Source organism: Kitasatospora sp. NPDC086791, from assembly GCF_040685975.1.
Lineage (GTDB): Bacteria > Actinomycetota > Actinomycetes > Streptomycetales > Streptomycetaceae > Kitasatospora.
The window spans coordinates 68,103-91,286 of sequence record NZ_JBFBOC010000017.1 but is presented as its reverse complement, the minus strand read 5'-3'; the positions used below and the strand labels follow the sequence as shown (position 1 = coordinate 91,286).

At 75.1% G+C, this 23,184-nt stretch carries 23 protein-coding genes and 1 pseudogene; 15 read left to right on the top strand and 9 right to left on the bottom strand.

Going from position 1 to position 23,184, the window contains the following annotated elements; genetic code table 11:
- Positions 1-15 precede the first annotated feature (15 nt).
- From AB0Q99_RS22325 to AB0Q99_RS22315, 3 genes are all read right to left on the bottom strand, one after another.
- Positions 16-1,110, bottom strand: a complete 1,095-nt coding sequence (locus AB0Q99_RS22325; RefSeq protein WP_363574388.1) for a substrate-binding domain-containing protein — start codon at positions 1,108-1,110, stop codon at positions 16-18.
- 542 nt (positions 1,111-1,652) lie between these two features.
- Positions 1,653-2,564, bottom strand: coding sequence for a squalene/phytoene synthase family protein (locus tag AB0Q99_RS22320; protein WP_363574386.1), 912 nt, complete (start codon positions 2,562-2,564; stop codon positions 1,653-1,655).
- 487 nt (positions 2,565-3,051) lie between these two features.
- Positions 3,052-4,290: a styrene monooxygenase/indole monooxygenase family protein gene (locus AB0Q99_RS22315; RefSeq protein WP_363574384.1), complete on the bottom strand. Its 1,239-nt coding sequence runs from the start codon at positions 4,288-4,290 to the stop codon at positions 3,052-3,054.
- Between the two features lie 199 nt (positions 4,291-4,489).
- On the opposite strand from AB0Q99_RS22315, the gene AB0Q99_RS22310 reads away from it, so the two are divergent.
- Positions 4,490-5,203, top strand: a complete 714-nt coding sequence (locus tag AB0Q99_RS22310) for an SMI1/KNR4 family protein (RefSeq protein ID WP_363574382.1) — start codon at positions 4,490-4,492, stop codon at positions 5,201-5,203.
- Between the two features lie 185 nt (positions 5,204-5,388).
- Here AB0Q99_RS22310 and AB0Q99_RS22305 read toward each other — a convergent pair whose 3' ends face one another.
- A complete protein-coding gene (locus AB0Q99_RS22305) occupies positions 5,389-6,039 on the bottom strand; it encodes a pyridoxamine 5'-phosphate oxidase family protein (RefSeq protein WP_363574380.1) in 651 nt (216 codons plus the stop codon).
- A 349-nt stretch (positions 6,040-6,388) separates the two neighbouring features.
- Between AB0Q99_RS22305 and AB0Q99_RS22300 the strand changes: the two genes are divergently transcribed.
- Positions 6,389-7,213 (top strand): slipin family protein, encoded by an 825-nt coding sequence (locus AB0Q99_RS22300; protein ID WP_363574378.1) that lies wholly within the window; start codon positions 6,389-6,391, stop codon positions 7,211-7,213.
- A 174-nt stretch (positions 7,214-7,387) separates the two neighbouring features.
- A complete protein-coding gene (locus AB0Q99_RS22295; protein WP_363574376.1) occupies positions 7,388-8,752 on the top strand; it encodes an FAD-dependent oxidoreductase in 1,365 nt (454 codons plus the stop codon).
- Between the two features lie 120 nt (positions 8,753-8,872).
- On the opposite strand, the gene AB0Q99_RS22290 is transcribed toward AB0Q99_RS22295, so the two are convergent.
- On the bottom strand, positions 8,873-9,490 hold the full coding sequence (locus AB0Q99_RS22290; protein ID WP_363574374.1) for a TetR-like C-terminal domain-containing protein: 618 nt from the start codon (positions 9,488-9,490) through the stop codon (positions 8,873-8,875).
- A gap of 502 nt (positions 9,491-9,992) precedes the next feature.
- Between AB0Q99_RS22290 and AB0Q99_RS22285 the strand changes: the two genes are divergently transcribed.
- Positions 9,993-10,223 (top strand): hypothetical protein, encoded by a 231-nt coding sequence (locus AB0Q99_RS22285; RefSeq protein WP_363574372.1) that lies wholly within the window; start codon positions 9,993-9,995, stop codon positions 10,221-10,223.
- A gap of 96 nt (positions 10,224-10,319) precedes the next feature.
- Here AB0Q99_RS22285 and AB0Q99_RS22280 read toward each other — a convergent pair whose 3' ends face one another.
- Complete coding sequence (locus tag AB0Q99_RS22280) at positions 10,320-12,383, bottom strand: histidine kinase (protein ID WP_363574370.1); 2,064 nt, start codon at positions 12,381-12,383, stop codon at positions 10,320-10,322.
- A 232-nt stretch (positions 12,384-12,615) separates the two neighbouring features.
- On the opposite strand from AB0Q99_RS22280, the gene AB0Q99_RS22275 reads away from it, so the two are divergent.
- The 4 genes from AB0Q99_RS22275 (at position 12,616) to AB0Q99_RS22260 (ending at position 16,751) form a co-directional block, all read left to right on the top strand.
- Positions 12,616-14,226 carry a DUF2079 domain-containing protein gene (locus tag AB0Q99_RS22275; RefSeq protein WP_363574368.1) on the top strand — a complete coding sequence of 537 codons (1,611 nt, stop codon included), beginning with the start codon at positions 12,616-12,618 and terminating at the stop codon, positions 14,224-14,226.
- A gap of 112 nt (positions 14,227-14,338) precedes the next feature.
- The gene (locus AB0Q99_RS22270) at positions 14,339-14,746 is read left to right on the top strand and encodes a GntR family transcriptional regulator (RefSeq protein WP_363574366.1); all 408 of its coding nucleotides are present in this window, start codon (positions 14,339-14,341) and stop codon (positions 14,744-14,746) included.
- Between the two features lie 47 nt (positions 14,747-14,793).
- Positions 14,794-15,750: an ABC transporter ATP-binding protein gene (locus tag AB0Q99_RS22265; protein ID WP_363574464.1), complete on the top strand. Its 957-nt coding sequence runs from the start codon at positions 14,794-14,796 to the stop codon at positions 15,748-15,750.
- On the top strand, positions 15,747-16,751 hold the full coding sequence (locus tag AB0Q99_RS22260) for a hypothetical protein (protein WP_363574364.1): 1,005 nt from the start codon (positions 15,747-15,749) through the stop codon (positions 16,749-16,751). Before AB0Q99_RS22265 ends, AB0Q99_RS22260 begins: the two co-directional genes overlap by 4 nt.
- Positions 16,752-16,833: 82 nt before the next feature.
- Here the strand turns inward: AB0Q99_RS22260 and AB0Q99_RS22255 are convergent, their stop codons facing one another.
- Positions 16,834-17,175, bottom strand: a complete 342-nt coding sequence (locus AB0Q99_RS22255; RefSeq protein ID WP_363574362.1) for a zinc ribbon domain-containing protein YjdM — start codon at positions 17,173-17,175, stop codon at positions 16,834-16,836.
- A 235-nt stretch (positions 17,176-17,410) separates the two neighbouring features.
- Here AB0Q99_RS22255 and AB0Q99_RS22250 point away from each other — a divergent pair, with 235 nt between their 5' ends.
- Entirely contained in the window at positions 17,411-18,259 is an 849-nt protein-coding gene (locus tag AB0Q99_RS22250) for a universal stress protein (protein ID WP_363574360.1), read from the top strand.
- A 41-nt stretch (positions 18,260-18,300) separates the two neighbouring features.
- Here the strand turns inward: AB0Q99_RS22250 and AB0Q99_RS22245 are convergent, their stop codons facing one another.
- A complete protein-coding gene (locus AB0Q99_RS22245) occupies positions 18,301-19,392 on the bottom strand; it encodes a hypothetical protein (protein WP_363574358.1) in 1,092 nt (363 codons plus the stop codon).
- Between the two features lie 102 nt (positions 19,393-19,494).
- Between AB0Q99_RS22245 and AB0Q99_RS22240 the strand changes: the two genes are divergently transcribed.
- From AB0Q99_RS22240 to AB0Q99_RS22220, 5 genes and pseudogenes are all read left to right on the top strand, one after another.
- Complete coding sequence (locus AB0Q99_RS22240; protein ID WP_363574356.1) at positions 19,495-19,968, top strand: nucleoside deaminase; 474 nt, start codon at positions 19,495-19,497, stop codon at positions 19,966-19,968.
- Between the two features lie 92 nt (positions 19,969-20,060).
- Positions 20,061-20,624: a YbaK/EbsC family protein gene (locus AB0Q99_RS22235; protein ID WP_363574354.1), complete on the top strand. Its 564-nt coding sequence runs from the start codon at positions 20,061-20,063 to the stop codon at positions 20,622-20,624.
- A gap of 111 nt (positions 20,625-20,735) precedes the next feature.
- The gene (locus tag AB0Q99_RS22230) at positions 20,736-21,176 is read left to right on the top strand and encodes a universal stress protein (protein ID WP_363574352.1); all 441 of its coding nucleotides are present in this window, start codon (positions 20,736-20,738) and stop codon (positions 21,174-21,176) included.
- Between the two features lie 152 nt (positions 21,177-21,328).
- A pseudogene (locus AB0Q99_RS22225) lies at positions 21,329-21,601 on the top strand (methyltransferase domain-containing protein); the annotation flags it as partial.
- Between the two features lie 23 nt (positions 21,602-21,624).
- A complete protein-coding gene (locus tag AB0Q99_RS22220; protein WP_363574350.1) occupies positions 21,625-21,789 on the top strand; it encodes a hypothetical protein in 165 nt (54 codons plus the stop codon).
- Positions 21,790-21,859: 70 nt separating this feature from the next.
- Here the strand turns inward: AB0Q99_RS22220 and AB0Q99_RS22215 are convergent, their stop codons facing one another.
- Entirely contained in the window at positions 21,860-22,159 is a 300-nt protein-coding gene (locus tag AB0Q99_RS22215) for a hypothetical protein (RefSeq protein ID WP_363574348.1), read from the bottom strand.
- Between the two features lie 328 nt (positions 22,160-22,487).
- Between AB0Q99_RS22215 and AB0Q99_RS22210 the strand changes: the two genes are divergently transcribed.
- Entirely contained in the window at positions 22,488-23,108 is a 621-nt protein-coding gene (locus tag AB0Q99_RS22210) for a phosphatase PAP2 family protein (RefSeq protein WP_363574346.1), read from the top strand.
- Positions 23,109-23,184: the final 76 nt, after the last annotated feature.

Here is a 23,184-nt window from a genome sequence, read left to right as displayed (position 1 = left end):
TCCGCCCGGGCGGTGCTACTTCAGGCCGGCGGTGGCGCAGGCGGCGGCGTAGTCCGCGGTGCAGATGTCGGCGGCCTTGTAGAGGCCGTCGGCGATGACGGTGTCGTTGATGTTGGCCTTGGTGACGACCTTCGGGTCGAGCAGCTTGGCCGGGATGCCCTTGTCGGTGGCGCTGTCGACGCTCGCGGTGGCGACGGACTTGACGTCCTTGCCCTGCAGGAGGTCGACGGCCAGCTCGGCGGCGCTGTCGGCGAGCGGCTTGTACGCCTTGTAGATGGTGTAGGCCTGGTCGCCGTTGACGATCCGCTGGATGGCGTCGAGGCCGGCGTCCTGACCGCCGACCGGGACCTTGATGCCCGCGCCCTGGAGCTGGGTGATGATGGCGCCCGCCATGCCGTCGTTGGCGGAGTAGACGGCCTGGAAGCCGTCCTTGCCGAGCTGGGTGATCGCGGCGCCGATCTTCTGACCGGCGACGGTGGGCTTCCACTCGCCCGACTGCTCGTAGACGACCTTCTTCACCTTGCCGTCGAGCACCTTGTGCGCGCCCGCCTTGAACTGACCGGCGTTCGGGTCGGCGTCGTCGCCGTTGATCATGACGATGTTGGCGGCGGCGGCCTGCGCGCCGAGCGCGTCGACCAGGGCCTGACCCTGGAGTTCGCCGACCTTCTCGTTGTCGAAGGAGGCGTAGGCGGCGACCGGGCCGGTGGCCAGGCGGTCGTAGGCGACGACCTTGACGCCCTTGGCGGCGGCCTCCTTGACCCAGGACTGGGTGGAGGCGGCGTCGAACGCGTCCAGCACGATGACCTTCACGCCCTGGGCGATCAGGGTGTCGAACTGCTGCTTCTGCTTGGAGGCGCTGCCCTCCGCGTTGTTGTAGAGCACCTTGCAGTCCGCACACAGGGCCTTGACCTTGGCCTCGATGAACGGGCGGTCGAAGGACTCGTAACGGGTCGAGGACGCGTTCTCGGGCAGCAGCAGGCCGATGGACTTGGTGTCACCGGCGGCGGCGGAGTCCTTCTTGTCGCCGCCGGCCTTGCCGCAGGCGGCCATGGACAGGGCCATCGAGACGGCTGCGGTGGCGATGACGGCGCGACGCATCGTTGCGTTCATGTGGGGGTGCCTCCCTGACGTCGCCGCGACGGTGCGGCGGAGTGGGAGGGAGTCAACCCGCATGTGCCAGATGGAGTCAAGAAGTAAATCCAATGCGAGACGATGCTCGGCCTTTTCGTTATCTTCCTGAACGCATGAACGGCCAAATGTCGGCGTCATGGACACGCAGGGAAATCAGGACAGAACTCTCGGTGACGAAAGTGGCATGCAGGCCAGGCGCTTGCCGGAGGCACCTCAAGAAACGGGCGCCCCTGGGGCCCCACGGTCACCATTGAGGCGAGTGCGTTCAAGATGTGTCGGCTGGGGTATAGTCCGCAGGTCGGATCAGGGGTCCACGAGCACGGCCCCGCCGGACCGGCGACCCACCCCCGACGCACCCCGCGGAGCCGACTTCCGCGCCAGGACGCGCCCTTGACGGAACGTCATGACTCGCGCGCGCGGCCGAGCCGGGCCGTCAGGCACGGAACCCGGGCCCCCGAACCGCCGACCGCATCAGGCACGCAGCCCCTCGACCCCTCAACCCACCGAGCCGCCCCGCCCCGTCAGCCGCGGAAGCGCCGGGCCCGGAGGTACTCACGGGCGAGCAGGCGCAGCGCCGCCCCCTTGGCGGGGCTCGCGGAACGGCGCAGCAGCGCGCCCGGGTCGACGCGGGCGGCGGCGCTGACGAGTTCGTCCACCCCGAGGAGGCAGCGGACCATCGGCCGGTGGGCGGGCGGCACCAGCTCGACCACGGCCCGGCCCTCGGCGAGGGTGCGGTCGGCCCGGTCGAGCAGTGCACCGAGCAGCGTCCGGACGGCGGGCAGGTCGCGGGCCCGTTCCAGGTCGGCCCGGGTGACGCCGTGTTCCCGCAGGGTCTGCTCGGGGATGGTCAGCCGGCCCTCGGCCAGGTCCTCCGCGAGGTCGTTGACGAAGTCGAGCCGCTGGGCGGCGTCGATGTAGGTGCGGCAGGCGGCGCGGAAGGCCGTCTGGTCGCCGTCCGGTCCGAGCAGTCCGGCGACGACCATGAAGCCGGGCAGCGAGTACCCGTCCACGTACGCCTGGTACTCCTCCTCGGTGGCGAAGCCGGTGAAGTCGAGGTCCGCTTCCGTCGCGGCGAGGAAGTCCAGGACGCGGTCGCGCAGGGCGGGGCGCGCGGCCACGCTGTTCAGCAGGGGGCGCAGTTCGGGGTCGTCGGTGCGGCCGGCGTCGAGGCTGTCGGCGACCGCGCGCTGCCAGTCGGCGGACGCGGCCCGGCGCTGCGCGAGGGGGCCGCTGTCCAGCAGGGTGTCGGTGCGGTGCATGAAGGCGGCCGCCGCGATCAGGTGCGGGACGGTGCGGTCCGGCAGCAGCAGGCCGGCCGCCAGCGTGACCTCCCGCTTGTACCGGGCGACCTGCTGCCGCTGCCGCCCGTAGTCGGCCCGCAGCCCGGGATCGTGCACGCCGGCCGCGTCCAGCGCCCGCTCCCACCTGCCCATCGGTTCACCCCATCGGTTGTTCGATCGGGACCGAGCGTAGTGGCCGGGAGCCGGGCGGCCTATTCGGGCCCGCTCCGGGACGGGGCCCGCCGGCCTGGGGCCCGCTCCCGTGGCGCCGGAGCGGTCGTCAGCTCCGGCGGACCGTGGCGAAGCAGCAGACGGGGGTGCCGAGGGCGACGATGGCGCGGTAGCGAGGGCGGTGGTCCGGCGGCGGTCCGGCGGTGGTCCGGCGGTGGTCCGGCGGTGGTCCGGCGGTGGTCCGGCGGTGGTCCGGCGGCGGTCGGTGCGCAGTCGCTTGCGCTGGTTGTACGCCGTGTCGATCACTGCCTGGGCCATGCTGCCCCCGTCGACCGCCGCCCCGTGTCTCCTGTCGTCCGGGTGCCCGTACCGCTCGTCCTCCGAGCCGGGTGCCCCCGCGGCGAGGCGGCGACCCGAACCCACCACGGACGGCGCGCGGCCGTCCCCGATGTGGCGAGCTCTTGACCCTTCAGCCGCCGGCCGTGACCGAGGCCAGGTAGGCGGCGGCCTCGGCCGGGCCGAGGAGCCACCGTGCCACGTCCGTCGGGTCGTCGAAGTCGTTGGCGAACCGGTCGGCCACGGCCCGGTGCCGGCCCGCCGCGACGAACAGGTCGAGGACGTGCGGGGGCGGCGGGGCGAGCATCGCGTTGGTCCAGGTGGTGACCGGGCCGGCGGTCGCCCAGAAGCCGTCGAAGGCGGCCTGCTGGAAGTCGCGGTCGAAGGGCTTGCCGCCGTGGGCGAGGATCGCCGCGAGGTAGCCCGCCGCGCACTTGGCCGCGTTGTTGGCCCCCTGGCCGGTGATCGGGTCGTTGGTGACGACCACGTCCGCCATGCCCAGCACCGCGCCGCCGCCCGGCAGTTCGCCGACCGGCCGGCGGACCACCGGGGTGAAGCGCCCGGCCAGGGTGGCGCCGGCGTCGGTGAGTTCGACGCCGGACCGGGCCCGGTCGTACTCCCAGGGCGTGAAGGTTCTCATCAACTCCAGCGTCACCCGCAGGTGTTCGGCCGGGTCGCGGAGGCCGTCGAAGGCGTCCGCCGGTCCGCCCGGTCTGGCCTCCCAGAACAGGATGTCGCAGGGCCCCGATCTGGTCAGGGCCGGAATCACGAGCAGTTCGCCGACGCCGGGCACCAGGTTGCAGCGCATCGCGGGGAAGTCGTGCTCGGAGCGCGGCGCGAGCCCGTGCACGTAGGCGGCGGCCAGCGCGCGCTGGGGCCGCTGGTGCGGCGAGTGCAGGTGGTCGCGCTCGAACAGCGAGCCCAGTCCGCTCTTCCCGGAGGCGACCAGCACCAGGTCGTACGAGCCGGCCAGGTGCTGCAGGTCGGCGGCGGTCACCTTGCGCAGCTCCACCCGGCCGCCGCGCTCCGCGAACAGCTCCAGCCAGGTGGAGGTCTTCAGCCGCTGGTCGACGGACTGCGCGCAGGCGTCCAGCCGGCCGACCCAGTCGACCGCCCGGGCGCCGTCCGGCCCGGCCACCGACACTCCGACGCCCTCGATCCGGGGTGCCCGGTCGGCCCACAGGTCCAGGCCGAGGGCGCGCTCGGTGCGCAGCGCGGAGTCGAACATGCACTGGGTGGACAGCACCCGCCCGGCCCGCACCTCCTCGCCCGTGCGCTCCGTCAGCACCGTCACGTCGTAGTCGTGGGACTGCAGCCCCAGGGCCAGTTGGAGTCCGGCCTGCCCGGCGCCGACGATCAGAATTCTGCGCATCGCCCCTGCTCCCCTGCTGGTACGTCGCGGCCCGGCAGCCGGCACCGCCCGGCTGCCCAGTGGCCTGGATACCAGTCATCGGCACCCGCGTCCACGGGCCCTGCGCCCGTGGCCCGGGCCGGCAGGGGCTCCCCCGACGAGGTGCCGGAAACCCGGTCCGCCCGGGGGGCGGCTCACCGGCTCCTGGCACAATCCGATCATGGGATCAGCAGAGGTGGACTGGAGCGAGGTCCGGCGACGGACGCTCGCCCTGCGGGCCGGGCAGGAGGCCGCACGGGGCGGCCCGCTGCCGCCGCTCCCGCCGCCGCTGACCGAACACCAGGTCCGCGAGGCCGAGGAACAGCTCGGCATCACCCTCCCCGCCGACTACCGCGGGTACCTGCTGCACGTCGGCGCGGGCAGCGAACACCACCGCGTCCGCGAGCTGCACCGCACCGAGCACGGCTGGCGCTGGCGGGACGACCACCAGACCCTCCTCCCGCTGCTCGCCACGCCGTTCCCCGACCACGACACCGCCCTCGCCGCCGAGGACGAGGTCTGGGCACGCGCCCCGAAGGAGGAGGACTACGCCGACCCCGCCGCGTTCGACGCCGCGCGGGCCGCCTGGCGCACCGAGGCGGAGGCCGCCGAGGACGCCCGGGTCGCCGGCGCGGTGTTCCTCGTCTCGGGCGGCTGCGGCTTCGCCACCCTGCTCGTGGTCGGCGGCCCGCAGCGCGGCACGATGTGGTTCGACGGCCGGGGCACCTGCGACCGTCTCAACCCGCTGCTCACCGACGACCACCGCCCGGCGACCTTCGCCGAGTGGCTGGTCGACGACCTCGCCCACGCGGAGCGCCCGGACTCGCCGGAGAAGCGGGCCCACACCCCGATCTCCGGCCGCTGGTTCGACGACTGGCGGCAGTACCGCCCATGAGCGCCGGGCGGCGAACGGCCTCGCGTCGGCCCACTCCCCGCAGGCGTGGCCGGCCTCGACCGCCGCCCCCATGACGGCGGACGGTCCGGACGGTTCGACGTCGGGCCGCACGACGGTGCGGCGGCGGGTCGCCGCCGCCTCCACCGGGGGTGCGTCCGCGGGCCCGCCCCGTTATCAGCCGGCGATCAGCCGGCGATCAGCCGGCGGCCGCTGATCTCCTCCGGGCGGATCCGGACCCAGCGCGGCCGGTCGCCGCCCGCCCACGGCGAGGCACCGGGCAGGCCCGCCAGGCGTTCCAGCTCGACCGGGTCGGTCACCTGGTGGGCCGGGCCGAGGGCGAGCACGCTCCAGCCACGCCCCAGGTACTCGTCGATGTGGTCGACCTGGAAGGAGACCGCGGCGCCGTCGGCCGGGGCGGCGGTGCTGTGCTCCGCGGTGCGGAAGGCGAAGGAGGCCCGGTCGACCACGTAGTTGACGGGCAGCACCACCGGTCCCGGCTCGACCGGCAGGCCGATCCGGCCGATGCCGTGGGTGCCGACCAGCTCCCAGCACTGGGCCTCGGTGAGGTTCTGCAGCCGGGGGTGCGGCCCGGGGCCGCCGTGCCCGGGCGGGGCGTCGGCGCGGCCGGACACCAGCTCGTCGCGGCTGCTGTCGAGGGCGGCCGCGATCCGGACGAAGCCCCCCGGGTCGAAGCCGGGTCCGGCTTCGAGGAGGTGCCGGAGGTAGCGGGGGGCCATCGCCGCCCGGCGGGCCAGTTCCACCTCGCTGATCCCCAGTCGCCCGCTCCGTTCGGCGATCCGGCGGGCCACGGCGACGGGGTCGGGGGTGTCGTGCACGGTGGTGACTCCTCGGCTTGCCGGGGTGTTGGGGCCTCGCCCGGGCCGCGTGCGGGCCTGAACCGGTGCGGGTCCGTCCGGTCGGGCCGGGGCGGATCCATCCAAGCGCCCGGCCTGCGGCAAGTCGAGCAACGGCCCGGCCCGTGCGTGTCGTTGCGCACCACCGACCGCCCCGGAGCCGCCCGGAACCCCTTCGCGGGGGGCCGCCCGCCGACGTTCCGTCAGGACCGCCGCGCACACGGCTGTCCCGCCCGGCACGGCGGGCGCATACTGTCCTGCGCGGCGCGCACCGTGCGACAGGGACACCCGGTCCCTGCCCGGCTGCGCCGCGACGGGGGAGGTCGGAATCGTGGCAGTCGTCGTGATCGTCGCCGTGGTGCTCCTGCTCTGGCTGGTGACCGGCGTGCGGGTGGTGCAGCAGTACGAGCGCGGGGTGGTGTTCCGGCTCGGGCGGGTGCGCGGTCAGGTCCGCGAGCCGGGCGTCACCCTGCTGATGCCGGTGGTGGACCGGATGCGCAAGGTCAACGTCCAGGTCGTCACCATGCCGGTGCCCGCGCAGGAGGGCATCACCAAGGACAACGTCTCGGTCAGCGTCGACGCGGTGCTGTACTTCCGCGTGATCGACCCGATCAAGGCCACCGTGGACGTGCAGAACTACGCCTTCGCCATGCTGCAGGTCGCCCAGACCTCGCTGCGCTCCGTCATCGGCAAGAGCGAGCTGGACGACCTGCTCTCCGGCCGGGAGAACCTGCACCAGGGGCTGGAGATCATGCTGGAGAGCCCGGCCACCGGCTGGGGCGTGCACATCGACCGGGTGGAGATCAAGGACGTCAGCCTGCCCGACTCGATGAAGCGCTCGATGGCCCGCCAGGCCGAGGCCGACCGCGAGCGCCGGGCCCGGATCATCACCGCCGACGGCGAGTTCCAGGCCGCGGCCAAGCTCGCCGAGGCGGCCGCCACGATGGCGCGGACCCCGGCGGCGATGCAGCTGCGGCTGCTGCAGACGGTGGTCGAGGTCGCGGCGGAGAAGAACTCGACGCTGGTGCTGCCGTTCCCGGTGGAGCTGCTGCGCTTCTTCGAGGCCTCCGCCGCCCGGATCGCCGACGGGGCGGACGCCACCGGCGCGGCGGCCCGGCCCGTCGTCCCGGCGCAGCCCCCGGCCGACGGGAGCTGACCGGCGCCGGGCGGCCGGTCCGGGGCACCCGCCAGGACCGGCCTACCGGACCGCCCGCCCATAGCTTGTCTCTATGACGTCATAGACCGGAACCGACTACACCACCGCCCCACCTCGGGGTTGGCTGCAAGGGTCCAGACCACCTCCCGCTGCGCCCGACCGGAGGACCCTTCCATGCCCCGCCCGATCAGAGTCGCGATCGTCGGAGCCGGCCCCGCCGGCATCTACGCCGCCGACGCCCTGCTGAAGTCCGACGCCGCCCGGGCGCCCGGCGTCTCGATCGACCTGTTCGAGCGGATGCCCGCCCCGTTCGGCCTGATCCGCTACGGCGTCGCCCCCGACCACCCGCGGATCAAGGGCATCGTGACGGCCCTGCACCAGGTGCTCGACAAGCCGCAGGTCCGCCTGTTCGGCAACGTCGACTACCCCACCGACCTCGCCCTGGACGACCTGCACCGGTTCTACGACGCCGTGGTCTTCGCCACCGGCGCGACGGCCGACCGCCCGCTGGACCTGCCCGGCATCGAGCTGGACGGCTCCTACGGCGCCGCCGACTTCGTCTCCTGGTACGACGGCCACCCCGACGTGCCGCGCGACTGGCCGCTGGAGGCCGAGAAGATCGCGGTACTCGGCGTCGGCAACGTCGCGCTGGACGTCGCCCGGGTCCTCGCCAAGACCGCCGACGAACTGCTGCCGACCGAGATCCCCGGGAACGTCCACGCGGGCCTGACGCGCAACCGGGCCCGCGAGGTGCACGTCTTCGGCCGCCGCGGCCCGGCCCAGGCCAAGTTCAGCCCGATGGAGCTGCGCGAACTGGACCACTCCCCCACCATCGAGGTGATCGTCGACCCCGAGGACATCGAGTACGACGCCGGCTCGATCGCCGAGCGCCGCGCGGTCAAGCACGTCGACCTGGTCGCGGCGACGCTGGAGAACTGGGCGATCCGCGACGTCGGGGACCGCCCGCACCGGGTCCACCTGCACTTCTTCGAGTCCCCGACCGAGGTCCTCGGCGAGGACGGCCGGGTGGTCGGGCTGCGCACCGAGCGCACCGAGCTGGACGGCACCGGCAACGTGCGCGGCACCGGCCGCTTCACCGACTGGGACGTCCAGGCGGTCTACCGGGCCGTCGGCTACTACTCCGACGAACTGCCCAAGCTGCCCTTCGACCCGGTCTCGGGCACCGTCCCGCACACCGCCGGGCGGGTCGAGGACGGCGACGGCTCGCACCGCACCGCGACCTACGTCACCGGCTGGATCAAGCGCGGCCCGGTCGGCCTGATCGGCCACACCAAGGGCGACGCCAACGAGACCGTCGCCTGCCTGCTGGACGACCACGCGGCCGGCCGGCTGCCCGGCGCCGCCGAGCCGGACCCGGCGGCGGTCGAGGAGCACCTGCGCGGCCAGGGCGTCCGGTACACCACCTGGGAGGGCTGGCAGCTGCTCGACGCCCACGAGCGGGCGCTCGGCGAGGCCGAGGGCCGCGAGCGGGTCAAGGTCGTCGAGCGCGAGGAGATGCTCCGCCACAGCGGGGCGTGAGGGGGCCCGGGCCCCTTCCGGACGGACAGCGGCCGGAAGGGGCGCGGTTCCGCCGCGGGGCCCGCCGCCGATCGCCGCACCGCCGCCGATCGTCACACCGCGCCCGGCACACCGCGCCCGTCACGGGCGGACGATCGGCAGCAGCACCTCGTCCACGATCTCCGCCGGGTCGAGCTGCACCGCGTCCCCGCCGCACATCTTGATCCGGTACAGCATCAGCGCCGGCACCACGTCGGTCACCAGCGGCGTGACCGCGCCCGGGCGGACCTCGCCGCGCGCGGTGCCGCGGGCCAGCACCTCGGCGATCAGCGCGGTCGTCGGCTCGACCACCCGCTCGAACACGATCTCCACGAAGGCGTGCGCCCGCTGGTGGTCGAGCTCGCTCATGATCGCCCGCACGGCGGCGCCGAGCTCGCTGAACATCGCGGCGCGCAGCCTGGCCACCACTTCCAGCAGGTCCCCGCGCAGGCTGCCGGTGTCGGGGGCCGCCCCGCCGGGCGGCAGGCTGGCCCGCAGCGCGTCCATGACCAGCTCCTCCTTGGAGGACCAGCGGCGGTAGAGCGCGGCCTTCCCGGTCTGCGCCGCGGCGGCCACGCCCTCCATGGTCAGCCGGGCGTAGCCGTCGGTGGTGAGCTGCTGGAGGACCGCCTCGTAGATGGCGCTCTCCAGCGCCTCGCCGCGCCGCCGCAGCGGGGCGCCCGTCACCGGTCCCCGCGCGGTATCCGTTTCAGCGGTCATGACTGCGCACCCTCTCCGGTCACCCTTCCTCGATCCCATCGCTACACGCTTCCGCCCGCGCCGTGGTTCTCCGGCCCGCCGATCCGTGCAGGGGCCCGGCCGGCCGCGCAGGGCGCATGTGTGTACCAGTATCGCGGGGCTACTGTCGATGTTAGTGAACGAACCCGTTCCCTCCTAGGGCCGTCCGGACGCCGCGGTACGGCCGAATGGCCGAGTTGCGTGCGACTTCTGCCTCGATACGCTTCGAACAGAGGCTCTCCGGTGCCCGGGCGCGGCCGTCCGCCGACTCGCCCCCCAGCGCACCCCCGCTCACTCCCCACTTCCCACCCCGCACCCCGATGCAGACCAGCCACCGCCCACCCCGCCTCACGCACCGTGACCGCGCTCTCGCCCAGCGGGACCGGGACGGGGCCTTCGCGCCCCGCGGACGCGGCGCGAGCGGCGGTGGCACGGAGGAGCAGGCCGGAGCGGCCGGCCTGCGGAACCCAGCGTGGAGGTCACCATGACCGAACGAACAGCCGCCACCGCGCTGCTGGCGGCCGGTGCCGCAGCGGTGTTCGCCGCCGTGAGCGTCGCTGCCGCGGGCCGGGCCTGCCGGTGCCGGATCGAGGGCGGCGGCGAGGGCGATCCGCACGCGAAGCACCTGCGCCGGCACCTGCACCGGCACCACCACCACGGCCCGGGCCACGGCGGACCCCATTCCCACTGCCCGAACCCGCCGAACTGCACCTGACACCGCCGCCACCCGGTACCGCCACCGCTCGATTCCGCTGCCGACCCGCCGGCACCAGGCCGGTCCTCCCCAGCGGCCCTGCCAGCGGCGCCGGGGTCAGTCGCCCGTGGGCCGGCGCGGGAGCAGTGCGTGCACCCGGGTGCCGCGGTTGAGGGCGTCGACGGTGCAGCTGCCCCCGATCTCGGCGGCCCGCTCGGACATCGACCGCAACCCCACCCCCGGGTGCTCCGGGCCGCCGCGGCCCGGCCCCCGCCCGTCGTCCTCGACCACGAGTTCCAGCGCCCCGGCGTCCACCCGCACGGACACCGTGGCACTGCTCGCCCGGGCGTGCTGCAGCACGTTGTTGAGCGCCTCCGCGGTGATCCGGTAGACGGCGACCTCCACGGCCGCGGGCAGCTCCGGCAGCGGGTCCGGCACCAGCCTGGCCGTGACGGCGAGGTCGTCGCCGCTGAAGGTCTCGGCGAGCCGGCTCAGCGCCCGGGACAGTCCGCAGTCGCCCAGCGCGGTCGGCCCGAGCCGGTCGGTGATCCGCCGCACCTCCCGGACCGCCGTGGCGAGGTCGTCCGCGACCCGCTCCAGCACGCCGGAGAACAGCTCCGGGTCGTCCACCGCGGCCGCTCCCTGCAGCCGCAGCCGCAGGCCCGCCAGCATCGGGCCGAGCCCGTCGTGGATGTCGCGGCGCAGCTGGCGGCGTTCCTCCTCGCGGGCCGCGACGATCTGCTCGCGGCTGGCCCGCAGGTCCTCCATCAGTTGCAGCGAGGCGACGGCGGGCGCGGCCTGGTCGGCGAGCGAGCGCAGGATGTCGCGGTCGCTGTCGTCCAGGGTCCGCTGGCCGGGGCGCGGGGTGACGGTGAGCCGTCCGATCTCGTCGCCGCGGTGCACCAGGGCGAAGCCCTCGCCGCAGCCGGAGCGCTCCCCGACGGCGGCCAGCGGGCGTTCGCCACCCCGGGTGGAGACGGTCAACGCCACGCCGGAGAGCCGGAGTTCGTCACTGACCGTGGCGCACAGCACGGCCGGTACGTCCTGCGGGTCGACGGTCTGGCTGACCCGTCCGGCCAGGCTGCGCAGCACCTGGTACGGCTGGGCGCGCGCGCCGTAGTACCAACGGTCGACGACCCCGGAGGCCCGGCGCACGCCCCGGGGCAGGCCGGCCGCGAGCAGGAAGACGAGGGCCACCAGCAGCAGCGCCCCCGCGCCGCGCCGCCCGGGCATCAGCATGGTGGAGAGCACGCAGGCCACCAGCACGAACACCACGACCAGTCCGGTGGCGACCAGCAGGCCGACCAGCACCCGCCGGGCCGCCCGGTCGAGCCGCCAGGAGCCGTCGCGGACCACGACGGCGGCCAGGGTGAGGGTCCAGAGCGCGGAGGTGACGGCGAAGGCGAGGTACGAAGGGGTGCTCTGGCCGTCGAAGTAGTAGCCGAGTTCGGCGCCGCCCCACAGCAGGTAGACGCCGAGGGCGATCAGCACGTTCCGCCGGCGCTGCCGGGACGCCCGGCGGATCCGGGCGAGCGGGACCAGGACCACCAGGACGGTCAGCACCACGAACACGACGAGCTGAACGACGTGCAGACGCTCGTTGAAGGTCCGCAGCCAGTCGGCGACGGCGCTGCCGGCGAACGGGTTGGGCCGGCCGAACACCGTGGGCTGGTAGACGTAGTAGCAGGCCTGGGGCAGCATCCACAGCGCGACGGCGCCGATCGCGTACCACCACCGGCGGCTGGGCAGGGTCCCGTCCGGCAGCCACAGCGGCAGCGCGTGCCAGAGGGTGCCGCTGACGGTGTAGCCGGCCGACACCAGGACCACGACGGCCCCGACGATCCGCGGGTCGCCGACCTCGACCCAGACCGGGGCCTGGGCGGCGAGTGGGAGGATCAGCGCCGTCCCGTAGGCGAGCAGCACCCAGCCGAGCTGGTTGCCCGGGCGGTGGGCGTGCAGCAGCACCCCGCCCGCGACGGCGGCGAGGCCGTAGCCCAGCACCGCCAGGTGGTGGGCGGGCGGGGAGACCCCCGCGGCGCCCTGGTGGCTCAGGACGTAGCCGATCCACAGGCCGCCGGCCACCAGGCAGACGACGGCGCACAGCCCCGCCATGGCCAGTTGTCGCTCCGCCGGGCCGGGCCGGGGCCGCCACCAGGCTCTCCGCGCGCTCTCCACGGCCATGAGCACCCTTCCTCTCCGACGACCCGACGACCCACCGGATGCCTGCAGTGTGCTGCACCCGGTGTCCCGGGCACATGAGGCGGTGGCCCCGACGGGGCGCGGTGCCCCGGACGGGCGGCCGGGCGGCGGGACACCCGTCGGACGCTCAGGGCGGGAGCCGGATCGGGACTTGACGCTCGCTCGGGCTTCCACCACCCTTCCACTAATCGAATAGTGAAAGGGTACTTTGCCCATGCCGACACCCGCACCCGCCCCCGCGCCCGCCCCTGTGCCCACTCCCGTGCGGCCGCCCCGCTCCCTGCCGCCCTCGGCCCCGCCCCGACGCGCCACCCGACGCGCCACCCGACGCGCCGTCCGGCGCCCCCGCCACCCCGCCGCCCTGGCCTGGGCCCTGGCGGCGGGCTTCGCCGCGCTCTACGTCTGCGTCGCCGCCAACCGGCACCGACGCGGCCTCACCAAGGCCTACGACCTGGGCATCTTCGAACAGGCCATCCGGGCGTACGCGCACCTGCGCGCGCCGATCGTGCCGCTCAAGGGCCCCGGCTACCACCTGCTCGGGGACCACTTCCACCCGCTGATCGCCACCCTCGCCCCCGCCTACCGGGCCTTCCCGAGCCCGCTCACCCTGGTGGTCGCCCAGGCGCTGCTGATGGCCCTGGCCGTCGTCCCGCTCACCCGCTGGGCCCACGAGGTGGCCGGGCCACGGGTGGCGCTGCTGGTCGGCTGCGCCACCGGGGCCTCCTGGGGGATCGTCCGGGCCGCGGCCGACGACTTCCACGAGATCGCGTTCGCCGTCCCGTTGCTCGCCTTCGCCGCCACCGCGCTCGGCCGGCGCCGGCCGCTGGCCGCCGCGCTCTGGTCGCTGCCGCTGTTGCTGGTCAAGGAGGACCTGGGGCTGACGGTGGCCGCCGTCGGCCTGCTGATCGCCTGGCAGGCCCGGCAGGACCGGCGCGCCCCGGTGCCCGGGCTGGCCCTCGCCGGCCTCGGCGTCGCCGCGACCGCGCTGACCGTGCTCGTGGTGCTGCCCGCGTTCAACCCGAGCGGGGGCTTCGACTACTGGCAGCAGCTCGACGGCGGCGGGCAGCCCTCACCCTGGGCCCTGCCGCTGCGGCTCGGCTGGCCGCCGGTCAAGTGGCTGCTGCTGTTCCTGCTCGCCGCCACGACCGGCTTCCTCGGCCTGCGCTCGCCGCTCGTCCTGCTCTGCGCACCCACCCTGGCCTGGCGGCTGCTCTCGGCCAACCCGCACTACTGGGGCGTGAGTTACCACTACAGCGCGGTGCTGATGCCGATCGCGTTCGCCGCCCTGGTCGACGCCCTGCGCCGCTCCGGCGGCACGCCCGGATCCCCGCACGGCTCCCGGCTCCCGCACGGCTCCGGACTCCCGGACGCCTCCCGGTCTCCGCAGGCCTCCGGATCCCCCCACGATTCCGCCGCCCGCGCCCCGCTCCCCCGCCGGGCCCGGCGGGCGCTCGCCGTCAGCGCCCTGGTGACGGCCGTGACGCTGCCGCTCTACCCGCTGCACGAGGTGGTGATGCCCGAGGCCTGGAGCACCTCGCCCCGGCTCACCGAGACCCGGGCGGTGCTCCGCCTGATACCGGACGACGCCACGGTGGCCGCCTCCAACCGGCTGGCGGCCCAGCTCACCGACCGGGCGGAGGTCACCCTGGCGTGCCGGGAGCCCGCCCGGCCGGGCCCGGAGTGGGTGGTCGTCGACCTGCGCGATCCGAGCGTGCAGGCCCCGTGCGCCGTCGCCGACACCGCCCGCGTGCTGACGCTCTACCAGGGCCTCGGCTACCGGCGGCTGGTCGACCGGGACGGCCTGCTCCTGCTCAAGCGCCCCTGACCGGACGCGGTCCGCCGGCCCTCCCACGCCCGCCCCTCCCCCGTCCGGCTTGACCCCCGCGCCGCAGTGCGCCACCATTCCACTATTGAACTAGTGAAAGGTCGGAACGCCGGTGATCGAGTACCGCATCGAGCGGCGCAGCGGCGTCTCCACCTACCAGCAGATCGTGCAGCAGACCAAGCAGGCCCTGCGGCTCGGACTGCTGCAGCCCGGGGACAAGCTGCCGACCGCTCGCGAGGTGGTGGAGCTGACCGCCATCAACCCCAACACCGTGCTCAAGGCCTACCGCGAACTCGAACGCGAGGGTCTGGTCGAGCCCCGCCCGGGGCTCGGCACCTTCGTCCGGCGTTCGCTCGCCCGGCCGGAGGCGGCGGCCGACGGTCCGCTGCGCGCGGAGCTGGTCGGCTGGGTGGACCGGGCCCGGGAGGCCGGACTGGAGCGCGAGGACATCGCCGCGCTGATGGCCTCCGTCCTGGAGCAGCGTTTCGACACCGGGGTCTCCCCGGCGACACCGAACTGAGAACAGACTGAGAACAGTGGGGGGACCGGGTGGACGACCCGACGACCATGACGCCTGCGCTGGAGGCCACCGGCCTCGGCAGGCGGTACCGGGGCGGCTGGGCCCTGCGCGACTGCGGGTTCACCGTCCCGGCCGGGCGGATCTGCGGCGTGGCGGGCCCCAACGGCGCGGGCAAGAGCACCCTGCTCTCCCTTGCCGCCCGCCAACTCTCGCCCACCGAGGGCGAGTTGCGGGTGTTCGGTGAACCGACCGGGACCCCGGAGCAGCGCGCCCGGGTCGCCTACGTCGCCCAGGACAAGCCGCTGTACCCGGGCCTCACCGTCGCCGAGACCCTCCGGATGGGCCGCGAGCTCAATCCGGCCTGGGACCAGGAGACGGCCCAGCGCGTCATCGACCAGGGCGAGTTGCGGCCCAGGGCGCGGATCGGCTCGCTCTCCGGCGGCCAGCGCACCCGGGTCTCGCTGGCGCTCGCCCTCGGCAAGCTCCCCGACCTGCTGCTGCTCGACGAGCCGATGGCCGACCTCGACCCGCTCGCCCGGCACCAGCTCATGGGCACCCTGATGTCGGCCGCCGCCGAACGCGGCACCACCATCGTGGTCTCCTCGCACATCCTCCCCGAGCTCGACGGCGTGATCGACCACCTGCTGCTCGTCCAGCGCGGGGGGATCCGGCTGGCCGGCGAGCTGGACGAGGTCCTGGACGGGCACCGGTTGCTCACCGGTCCCGCCGGGGCCGCCACGCTCCCGGCCGGCCTGGTGGTCGAGCAGCGCGTCAGCGGGCGCCGGACCACCGCACTGGTGCGCACCGGGGAACCGCTGGACGGCCCGTGGGAGAGCGAGCGGCCGAGCCTGGAGGACCTGCTGCTCGGCTACCTCCGCGCACCGGGCGATCCGGCCGGTCCGGTCCGCCAGGTCCGCCCGGACCACCCGGACCACCCGGCCGAACCGCGGCCGGGCTCCGCCCCCGCGAACGACGAGCACCCGAACGACGAGGCCGCCGCATGAGCACGAACGTCCTGCCCGACCGCGCCGCCGCCCCCGCGACCCGGCGCCCCGCCTCCCCCCGGCTGCGCGGGATGCTCTGGCTGACGGCCCGTCAGAATCGCGCGCTGCTCTGGACACTGGCCGCGGTGCTGGTCCTGGCCGCGGCCGACCTCGGCTGGATCCACCTCGTCTGCCGCCACACCGTGGGCGTCCTGCGGCGCACCGACTGCTACAGCCCCGAGACGTGGTCCGACACCCGGTGCTGGACCCTGCTCGCGCCGATCAACCGGCCGACCTGGTGGTACGTCTCCGTCCTCCAGCCCGCGGTCACCGCCGCCCCGCTGCTGATCGGCGTCTTCGTCGGCGCGCCGCTGCTGGCCCAGGAGTACGAGCGCGGCACGATCCGGCTGATCCGCGCGCAGTCCGTCAGCCCGGTGCGCTGGCTGGCCGTCCGGCTCGCGGTGCCCGGCCTCGCCGTGCTGGCCTTCAGCGGCGCGATCGCCTCGCTGATGACCTGGGTGTGGTGGACGGACATCGTGCACGGGCCGGTCGCCTTCGACCCGCCGTTCCAGTTCTTCACCTACCCGGCCATCGGGATCGCGCCGGTCGCCTGGTCGCTGTTCGCGCTGGCGCTGGGCGTCCTCGTCGGCCGGCTGCTGCGCCGGACGCTGCCCGCGATGTTCGTCACCGGCGCGCTGGTCGCGGGCGCCCACGGCCTGTTCCGCCTGGCCCGCCCCTACTTCCACCCGATCGTGGACGAGGTGGTACCGCTGAAGACCGGGCAGTTCTTCATCGCGCAGCCCACCAACGCCTGGCTGGTCGACCGCGGCGCCGTCCTGGCCGACGGCACCCGGGTCGGCGACGACGCGTGCCGGCTCTCCCGGTGCGACGGGGCCACCGCCGACTGGCTCCGGTACCACCCGGCCGGTCACTTCGTCCCGATCCAGCTCGTCGAGGCCGGCATCCTGCTGGCGCTCACCGCCGTGATCCTGCTGGTCGTGTTCCGCCGGACCCGCGTCTGAGGTCCGCCCCCGGCCGTCCTCCCGCAGGACTGCGGACGGCCGGGGGCGGCGGGCCGGGGGCTACACGGGCCGGGGCGGCGGGTCAGGCCTTCTTGACCACGCTGGACTTCAGCTGCATCGCTCCGAAGCCCTCGATGCGGCAGTCGATGTCGTGCCCGTCGACGCCGTCGACCAGGCGGATGTTGCGGACCTTGGTGCCCGCCTTGATGCCGGAGGCGCTGCCCTTGACCTTGAGGGCCTTGATGACGGTCACGGTGTCGCCGTCGCTCAGCACGTTGCCGACCGAGTCCTTGATCACCCGCTCGCCGGCCTGGGCGTCGGCGGGCGCCCACTCGTGGCCGCACTCCGGGCAGACCATGAGGGCGTCCATCTCATAGGTGTACTCACTGGCGCACTGCGGGCACGGGGGAAGGTTGTCGCTCATGTGATCAGGATATCCAGTTCCGGGCGGGGCGTTTCCCGTGGTCAGCGGGCGGTCGGTGGGCGGTCGGCGGGCGCGGGACCGGGCCCGTCGGCCGCGCCCCGGGAGGCGCCGACCGCCCCCACTGCCGATACTGGGGCCGCGCCCGGGGCCGCCGGGCCACCGCACCCGGGGCCGCCGCTCACCGCGCCCAGGCGGCCGGGCCGCCCCGATCCGGCGCGGAACCGAGGAGGACGCCATGAGCGGATCCGTGGTCGTCGGCTTCGACGGCTCGCCCGAGAGCCTGACCGCCAGCGAGTGGGCCGCCCGGGAGGCGCGGCGCCGAGGCCTGCCGCTCGAACTCCTCCAGGCCTGGCCCTGGCCGAAGCGGGACGTCGTCGGCAGCGACCAGAGCTACCAGCGCCTCCGGTCGCAACTCACCGACCGCCAGGCCGCGTTGCGCGAGCTGGTGCCCGGGGTGACGGTCTCCTCCTCGTCCGTGTCCACCGAGCCCGCCGAGGCGCTGGAGGCCGCCGCGCGGAACGCCGCCGTGCTCGTGCTCGGCTCGCGCGGGCTGAGCACCGTCCGTGGCTTCCTGGTCGGCTCGGTCAGCCAGGAAGTGCTGCGCCGGGCCGCCCGCCCGGTGGTGCTGGTCCGGGCGGGCAGGGAGGAGACCGACGGCCCGGTGACGGTCGGCCTCGACCTGGCGCGCCCGGCCGAGCCCGTGCTGGCCTTCGCCTTCGAGGCTGCCGAGCTCCGCTCGGCGCCGCTGCGCGTCGTCCACGTCTGGGCCACGCCGCCCGGCAGCGAGCACATGTCCTACGGCGCCATCGGCGGGCTGGAGGGCGAGGTGTCCGCCGGTGAGCGGGCCGATCTCGCCGAGGCCCTGGAGTCCTGGCGGGCCCGGCACCCCGAGGTGGCCGTGACCGCCGACCTGGTCCGGGGCAAGCCCGCCGTCGAACTCGTCGAGGCGGCGGCGACGGCCCGGCTGCTCGTCGTCGGGCGCCGCAGCCACCGGATGCCGCGCCTGCACCACCACCTCGGCCCGGTCGCGCACGCCGCGATCCACCACGTCCACTGCCCGGTCGCCGTCGTCCCGTACGACTGACCGGGGCGCTTCCGGGCGCTTCCTCGACGCTTCCGGGCGCTTCAGCCGTCATGGCCGGCGCCGCGCCCCGCGAAGCACGGGTACCCCGGCAGCGGGTCCACCCGCCATCCGTCGGCGACCTCCCGCAGCAGGCCCCGCATCGCCGCCGCGAACGCGGGGAACCGGTCGAGCCCCGCCGCGGTCTCCCAGCGGTGCCGGAGCACCTGGCGCCAGGTGGGAACCGGCCGCCGGGTGCGGTGCGTCGGGGCGTCCTCGGCCGTGCGCGGCAGCAGGCGCAGGGTCAGGTGCGCCGTCCACACCGCCAGGGCGCGCTGCATCCCGTCCTCCCACACCGCGTCCTCGACCAGCGCCGGGTAGACCGGGACGACCTCGGCCCGGTACGCGGCCTCGATGCGCCGGGCGAGCCCGTCCGGCAGGGCGAAGACGCACCAGCAGGTGGCGAACGGCATCCGGCAGTACGCCGCGGTCAGGAACACCGAGCGGTAGTCGGCGGCCTCGAAGTCCAGCAGCCGGAGCCCCTGCGGGGTGAGCAGGTTGTTGTCCGGGCAGGTGTCCCCCGGGGTGAACGCCGGGTACTCCTCCCCGCCCGCCGTCCCGATCCGGGCGAGTTCCTCGCGGAGCCCGGCCGGTACGGCGACACCGGCCGCCTCCAGCGCACCGGGCAGGTTCGCCGCGTTCCGCTCGATCCAGGGGTCCTCCGCCCAGGTCGGCAGGCCCCGGTCGTACCGCTCCCACAGCCCGGTGAGCTCGGCGCGCCGGTCCACCGACCGGGCCGCCAGCCGGCCGAGCCCGCCCGCCCAGGCGAGCAGGCCCTCCTCGGCGGCCTTCGGGTCGTCGCCGAGCAGCACGTCGGCGAGCGTCGGCGCGCCCCCGAGGTCCTCCAGGACCAGCAGCGGCACCTCCCGGTCCACCCCGAGCACCGCCGGACCGGCCAGGCCGAGCGACAGCCCGGCGGCCTCCGCCGTGAAGCCGCGCAGGGCGTCCGGCCCGCCGGTGTAGGCCTTGACGACGACGCTCCGCCCGTCCGCCGTCCGGTAGCGCAGCACGCTGCTGCGGGCGCTCCCGCCCAGGTCGACGGGGTCGGACAGCCGGGTGGACAGCAGACGCTCGGCGGCGCGCGTGATCTCTTTCACCCGGGCATCCTGTCACCCACGCGTCGGCTGCCGGGGGCTTCCGTCGAAAGCCCGGCGGCATAGGTTTGACCACAGCACCCGGTCCACCCTGAGGAGCCCGCCATGGCCGACCCCACCCGCGCCCACCTGCTCGCCGCCCTCGAACTCGCGGACCGCGCCCGCGCGCACGGCAACCACCCCTTCGGCGCGCTGCTGACCGACCCCGCCGGGAACGTCCTGCTCACCGCCGAGAACACCGTGCTGACCGACCGCGACGCCACCGCCCACGCGGAGACCAACCTGGTCCGGCAGGCCTCGCGCACCCTCGACCCGGCGCAGCTGACCGGGGCCACCCTGTACAGCAGCACCGAGCCGTGCGCGATGTGCGCCGGGGCGATCTACTGGGGCGGCATCCGGCGGGTCGTCTACGCGCTCTCCGCGACCGAGCTGATCGCCATCGCGGGCGCCGACCCGGACGAGCCGGTGCTCGACCTGCCGTGCCGCCGGGTCTTCGAGGCCGGCGGCGAACCCGTGGATGTGTCGGGCCCGCACCTCTTCGAGGAGGCCGCCGCGGTGCACGCCGGGTACTGGGGCTAGCCGGGCCCGGCGGCGGACCGCAGGCCCGGGGAACGGCGGGACCAGGGGACGGCGGGACGGCGAGACGGCGGGACCGCGCTACAGTCCCTCGCATGAGCGAGCTCGTACCCCCTCCCTTCGGAACCTTCCCGACGGCCTTCCCGGCCCTGGAGGTCTGCGACGACCTGGCCGCCCCCGTGGCCGACGCCCTGAAGAACTGGGACGCCCGGGACGCGGCGGCCGCCGTGCTCTACGTGGACACCGACCCCGAGAAGGCGGACACCGCGGTGTTCTGCGCGGCCTACGACACGCCGCCCGAGCTCTCCGCGAACTGCGTGGTGGTCGCCGCCAAGCGCGCCGGCGAGACCACCCACGCCGGGTGCCTGGCCCTGGCCACGACCCGGGTGGACGTGAACCGGACGGTCCGCACCCACCTGGGGGCGCGGAAGGCGTCCTTCGCCCCGATGGACACCGCGGTCGAGCTGACCGGCATGGAGTACGGCGGCATCACCCCGGTCGGCCTGCCCGGCGACTGGCCGCTGCTCATCGACGAGGCGGTGGCGGCGGCCCCGTACGTCCTGGTCGGCAGCGGCCGGCGCCGGGGCAAGCTGATCCTCCCCGGCTGGGCCCTGGCCCGGCTGCCGGGCGCCGAGGTGCTGCCGGGCCTGGCCGGCTGAGCGGCCCGCCCGGGTGCCGCCGCCGTCACCCGGCTGCCGGACCGTACTGGCGGCGGCGCCGGGCGGCCCGCACCGTGGTGGCGGGGGCGACGACCGACAGGACGGTTACTCATGGACGCGAACGACGACGCCGTTCCCCGCGTCGTGGTCGGTGTCGACGGCTCTCCGTCGTCGCACGCCGCGATGCGCTGGGCGATCCGGCACGCCGCGCTGCTCGGCGGGGTCGTGGAAGCGGTCGGCGCGTGGGAGCCGCCGAGCCACTTCGGCTGGTCGGCACCGGTGGTCGACATGGCCCTGGACCGGGAGGTGGCCGAACGGCGGTTCACCGACGAGCTCCAGACGGTGCTCGGCACCGACCACCCGGTGGAGGTCCGGCCGTCGCTGGTGATGGGCGACGCCTCGGACGTCCTGCTGGACGCGTCCCGCGGCGCCGAGGTCCTGGTGGTCGGCAGCCACGGCCACGGCGGCTTCACCCGGGCCCTGCTCGGCTCGGTCAGCACCCGCTGCGCGCAGCACGCCAGTTGCCCGGTGGTCATCGTCCACGCGCAGTGACCCGGGCGCAGCGCTCCGCGACGAGGTGATCCGCAAGGCCACCCCGACGACACCGGAACGCCACGGCTGCCCGGTCACCACGGCCACCGCCGACGGCCTGGACGGCCCGGAGGGGGCTGGAGGCCGTCCACGCCACCCGGCCCGACCCGCGCGTGCCGGACGTCCTGCTGCCGCCGCTCGACGGGGGCGCGACGACGCGGCCGCCGCCGAGGCCGGGTTTCGGACGGCCGGCCCGGTTCGAGGTCGCGGACGCCGTCGGCTACCCCGGCGACGGCTACGACCTGATCACCTTCACCGACTCGCTGCACGACATGGGCGACCCGGTCGCCGCCGCCGCGCACGCCCGGGCCGCCCTCGCCGAGGACGGCGCCGCCCTGGTCGCGGAACCGCTCGCCGCCGACCGCTTCGCCAACCCGTTCGCCCGCATCGGCTACGCGATCTCCACCCTGTGTGCGCCCCGTCCTCCCTCGCCCAGGCCGGCGGAGCCGCGCTCGGCGCGATGGCCGGCGAGGCCCGGCTGCGCGAGGTCCTCACGGCGGGCGGGCTCACCCGCGTCCGGCGCGTCGCCCGGGACAGCGCACCGGCCAACCTCCTGCTGGAGGCCCGGCCGTGACCACCCCGGGCGACCCGTACCCGGCTCCCCCGGTGTCCGGTCACGCGGTGTCCGGTCCCGCTGTGCCCGGTTACGCGGCGCCGCTGACGCCCGGGGCGACGCAGCGCCGGTGCAGCGGGCTGAACACCACCTCCGGCTCGCCGGCGATGCCGGCCTTCTGGACCTCGGCTGCCAGCCGTTCGGCGAAGAAGGTCTCGAAGGCCTGCTGGGACTCCCACACGTCGGTCACGCACAGGGCCTGCGCGTCGAACCAGGCGACGTGCAGGTGTGCCCCGGCGGGCGCGAGTTCCTCCCAGCGGACCGCGTCCCGCACGGTGTCGTACTGCCCGGGGGTGACCCCGGGCAACCGCATCGACATCACCACAGCCATGTCACCGCTCCCTTGCTCTCGTGCGGGTTCCCGCCGGGGCCGTCACGCGAGCCGCCGGCCCTCGCCGCCGGTTCGCGCGGCGGCCCGAACCCCCCGCTGACGGCAGAGAACTCCGGCAACCGCCGCCGCGCACCTCGGCCGGTTCCCCTCGTAGGGGCGGAGAAGAGCCCTGACCGACCGGCAACCACACCCACCCCTCGCGCGTCTACGCCGCTGTAGACGTTCATGTCCCGGACATCCGTCCGTCATCCGGACGACTGGTCCAGGGACCCACTCGTTCACCACGGCGGCCCGCCGGCCGCCCGCACCCTCGGAGAACAGCGCACCCATGACCACTCCCGCCCAGCTCGCCGCCCTCGACGGCGCGGGCATCGACGGCAGCCTCTACACCGCGGTCACCGACTTCGCCCGCCACACCCCGTGGCTGAACGGCCCGGTGACCGCCTACACCAGCTACGGCATCGGCCTGTTCGCGCTGTTCATGCTGGCCGGCTGGTGGACCGCCCGCCGCGGGAGCGATGCCACGATGGCCGCCGCGCTCGCCGCTCCGGTCGCCGCCGTCCTCGCCTACCTGGTCAACGACGGCATCAAGAGCGTGTTCACCGAGCCCCGCCCGTGCCGGGCCCTGCCGCACGACTTCCTCCTCGAAGCCTGCCCCGCGCCGGACGACTGGGCCTTCCCCTCCAACCACACCACGGTCGCCGCCGCCGTCGCGGCCGCCCTCGTGCTGGTCGACCGGCGGCTGGCCGCCGTCGCCGCGCTCGCCGCGCTGCTGATGGCCGCCTCCCGCGTCTACGTGGGCGCCCACTACCCGCACGACGTCGCGGTCGCCCTGGTCACCGGCGCCCTCGTCTCGCTCGCGGCGACCGCCACGGCCCGTCGCCTCGCCGCCCCGGCGGTCGGCCGCCTGCGCACCGGAGGGCTCCGCCCGCTCCTGCACCGGGCCTGACACCCCGGCCGCGGCCCGACACCGCCCACCCACCGCGCGCGCCGCCGGTCCGGACCTCCCCCGGCCCGGCGGGGCG